This window comes from Microbacterium sp. CPCC 204701 (genome assembly GCF_004010105.1).
In the GTDB taxonomy this organism is placed as follows: Bacteria; Actinomycetota; Actinomycetes; order Actinomycetales; family Microbacteriaceae; genus Microbacterium.
Genome location: NZ_RRYE01000320.1, coordinates 1 through 3,506, shown reverse-complemented (window position 1 = coordinate 3,506; position 3,506 = coordinate 1). Strand labels below are relative to the sequence as shown.

The 3,506-nt window shown below is 72.9% G+C and carries 4 protein-coding genes and 1 pseudogene; all 5 read left to right on the top strand.

Annotation, left to right across the window (positions count from 1 at the left end; genetic code table 11):
- The coding region (locus tag EIO58_RS14660; RefSeq protein WP_164861734.1) for an ABC transporter permease at positions 1–591 on the top strand (591 nt) is incomplete at its 5' end.
- The gene (locus tag EIO58_RS14655) at positions 588–1,556 is read left to right on the top strand and encodes an ABC transporter permease (protein WP_240658892.1); all 969 of its coding nucleotides are present in this window, start codon (positions 588–590) and stop codon (positions 1,554–1,556) included. The genes EIO58_RS14660 and EIO58_RS14655, both read left to right, overlap by 4 nt.
- Complete coding sequence (locus EIO58_RS14650; protein WP_127820144.1) at positions 1,553–2,341, top strand: ATP-binding cassette domain-containing protein; 789 nt, start codon at positions 1,553–1,555, stop codon at positions 2,339–2,341. The genes EIO58_RS14655 and EIO58_RS14650 overlap by 4 nt, the downstream gene beginning before the upstream one ends.
- Positions 2,342–2,382: 41 nt before the next feature.
- Entirely contained in the window at positions 2,383–3,177 is a 795-nt protein-coding gene (locus tag EIO58_RS14645) for an ABC transporter ATP-binding protein (RefSeq protein WP_127820143.1), read from the top strand.
- Between the two features lie 138 nt (positions 3,178–3,315).
- Positions 3,316–3,506 (top strand): annotated as a pseudogene (locus EIO58_RS14640) (M4 family metallopeptidase); the annotation flags it as partial.

Sequence of the window (3,506 nt, the reverse complement as noted above, 5' to 3'; positions counted from 1 at the left end):
GCGATGCGTCGCGGGCGGGCCGACGGCACGGCGCTCAGCGTCGGCGCGCAGGCGCTGGCCGCGGTGCCGGTCGTGTGGGCCGGAATGATGCTCGTGGTCGTGTTCGCGGTGTGGCTCGGGTGGCTTCCCGCGCAGGGCTTCCCGCGCGCGGGCTGGGCCGACCCGTGGGCGGCGCTGCGGTCGCTGATCCTCCCGGCCCTCACGATCGGCATCGTCGAGGGCGCGATGCTGCTGCGCTTCGTGCGCAGCGCCACGCTGCAGGCGGTGGGGCAGGACTTCGTGCGCACCGCGGCGGCGAAGGGTCTCACGCGCGACGCCGCCCTCATCCGCCACGGCCTGCCGGTGGTCGGCCTGTCGGTCATCACGGTGCTCGGGCTCCAGGTCGCCGGCATCATCGTCGGCGCCGTCGTCATCGAACAGCTCTTCTCCCTCCCCGGCATCGGCCGCATGCTCGTCGCCGACGTCGGGGCGCGTGACCTGCCGAAGGTGCAGGGCGAGCTGCTTGCGCTCACCGGCTTCGTGCTCGTCGTCGGCTTCGTCGTCGACCTCGTGCATCGCCTCATCGACCCCCGGCAGCGGGAGGCGGCATGAGCCCTTCGACGAGCTCAGGGAGCTGGCCAGGGACTGCGGAGACGGATGCCGCGACGGCGCGCTCCGAGCCTCGTCGGCGCTCGCGCTGGGCGTGGCTCGGCCGGCTGTGGGCTCTGTCGACCGGGCGGTTCGGACTCGTCGTCGTGGGCGTGGTCGTCGTCACGGCGATCGTCGCGCGGTTCTGGACTCCGTTCGACCCGCAGCAGGTCGAGATCTCGAACCGCTGGGCCGGCCCGGGCTGGCCGCACCTCTTCGGCACCGACGGCTCGGGACGCGACATCCTGAGCCTGGTCATCGCCGGGGCGCACACGACGATCCTCGTCGCCGTCGGGGCGGGGATCGTCGCCACGGTCATCGGCATCGCATTCGCCGCGCTCGGCGCGCTGACGGCGCGGTGGCTGCGCGAGTCGGTCGCGGTGCTCGTCGACATCCTCATCGCGTTCCCGGTGCTCATCATCGCGATGATGATCTCGGCGGTGTGGGGCGGGTCGCTGTGGGTCGTGATCTGGGCGGTCGGCATCGGCTTCGGCGTCAACATCGCCCGGGTCACTCGTCCCGAGCTGCGACGCGTGCTGCACAGCGACTTCGTGCTCGCGGGCCGCGCGGCAGGGCTGACGGCGGCGCAGAACCTGTGGCGGCACCTGATGCCGAACGTCGCGCCGGTGTTCATCGTGCAGCTGTCGTGGGGCATGGCGGTCGCGGTGCTCGCCGAGGCGGGCCTGTCGTATCTCGGCTTCGGCGCCCCGGTCACCGAGCCGTCGTGGGGGCTGCTGCTGGCGCAGCTGCAGCAGTTCATCACCGTCTACCCGCTGTCGGTGGTGTGGCCGGGGCTCGCGATCACCCTCACCGTCCTCGGCCTCAACCTCCTCGGCGACGGACTGCGCGAGGCGACCGATCCCACGCTCTCGCGCAGCCCCTTCGCCACGCGCCGCGCGCGACTTCACATCCCCGAGGTGGTCTCATGAGCCTCGAGGTGCAGGATCTGACCGTCGACATCGACGGGCGCCGTCTCGTCGACGGCGTGTCGTTCGCCGTGCCGGACGGCGCACGCGTCGGGCTCATCGGCGAGTCGGGGTCGGGCAAGTCCCTCTCCGCGCTCGCGATCCTCGGGCTCCTCCCCGACGCCGCGCACGCGACGGGCAGCATCCGCTGGAACGGGCGCGAGATCCTCGGCCTCGCCGACCGCGCGCTCGCGCAGCTGCGCGGCGACGAGATCGGCATCGTCTTCCAGGAGCCGCGCACGGCGCTCAACCCGATCCGCACCGTGGGACGCCAGATCGCCGAGTCGATCCGCATCCACGAGGGGCTGTCGAAACGGGATGCCGCCGCCCGCGCCGTCGCCGAGGCCTCCCGCGTCGCCCTGCCCGATCCCGAGCGCATCGTCGCGCGGTACCCGCATCAGCTGTCGGGCGGGCAGCGCCAGCGCGTCGCGATCGCCATGGCTCTCGCGTGCCGCCCGCGGCTGTTGATCGCCGACGAGCCGACGACGGCGCTCGATGTGACGATCCAGGCCGAGATCCTCGACCTCCTGCTGTCGCTGGTCGAGGACGACGGCATGTCGCTCGTCTTCATCACGCACGACCTCGCGGTGCTGTCGCAGATCGCGACCCACGGCGTGGTCCTCGAGGACGGGCGCGTCGTCGAGGAGGCGCCGGTGTCGCGGCTGCTCACTGCTCCGGCATCCGTCGTCACGCAGGGCCTCCTGCGCGACGCGACGGCGACGCTGTGGCGGCCGGGGGGTCGCTCGTGAACGCCGGGGGCCTTGGGCGAAGCCCCCAAGGAGACAGCCGCATGACCACGCTGATCCGGGCGCGGGGCCTGACCCGCCGCCATCCCGCCCCCAAGACGCGGCTGTTCGGCCCGCGGGCCTTCACGACGGGACTCGAGGATGCCGACCTCGACGTGCGCGAAGGCTCGGCGGTGGGCATCATCGGCGAGTCGGGCTCGGGCAAGTCGACGCTCGTGCGGCTGCTGCTCGGGCTCGACACCCCGACCGCCGGCACCATCGAGTTCGACGGGCGCCCTGTCGACGCCGGCGCCCCCGCGCGGTCGCTGCACTGGCTGCGGCGCCAGACCGGGATCGTGTTCCAGGATCCCTATGCCTCGCTCGATCCGCGCATGAGCGTCGGCCGCATCGTCGGCGAGCCGCTGTGGGCTCTCGGGATCGAGGGCGACCGGCGCGCCCGCGTGCGTGAGGTGCTCGAGGACGTCGGACTCGAGCCCGACATGGCCGAGCGCTTCCCCCACGAGTTCTCGGGCGGGCAGCGTCAGCGCATCGCGCTCGCCCGCGCGATCGTGCACCGCCCGCGCGTGCTGGTCGGCGACGAGCCGCTGTCGGCGCTGGACGTCACCGTGCGTGCGCAGATCCTCGGGCTGCTGGGAGAGCTCCGCGCCCGCGCCGGGCTGACGCTGCTCCTGGTGTCGCACGACATCGGCGTGGTGCAGAACCTCTGCGACGAGGTCATCGTCATGAAGGACGGCCACGTCGTCGAGGAGGGCCCCACCGAGAAGGTGCTGCTGCAGCCCCAGGTCTCGTACACGCGGCGGCTGCTGGCCTCGATCCCCGTGGTCGACCCCGCCGTCTGAGCCGCCCGGTGCCCGCTCTCGCTGCTGAATCCTGCTCGGGCTGTCGAATCATTCAGCCGCGTGAGCAGGATTCGACCACGCGACGAGATCGCCGCGCGGATGAACGCCCACGTCGGGCCCCGACGCTAGGTTCGGAGCATGGCACCCGCGATCGTCCCTCCGTATCTGCTCGCACGCATCGCCGCCATGCAGGAGCCGGAGTGGGCGCGGGCGGCCGAGGCGGCGCGGTCGACGCTCTCGGCGCCGCGCGAATACCGCCCGACGCGCTCGCGCCTGCGCCTGTCGATCGAGGACGGCGGCACCCTGGTGGCCGAGACGGCGCCGGCGCC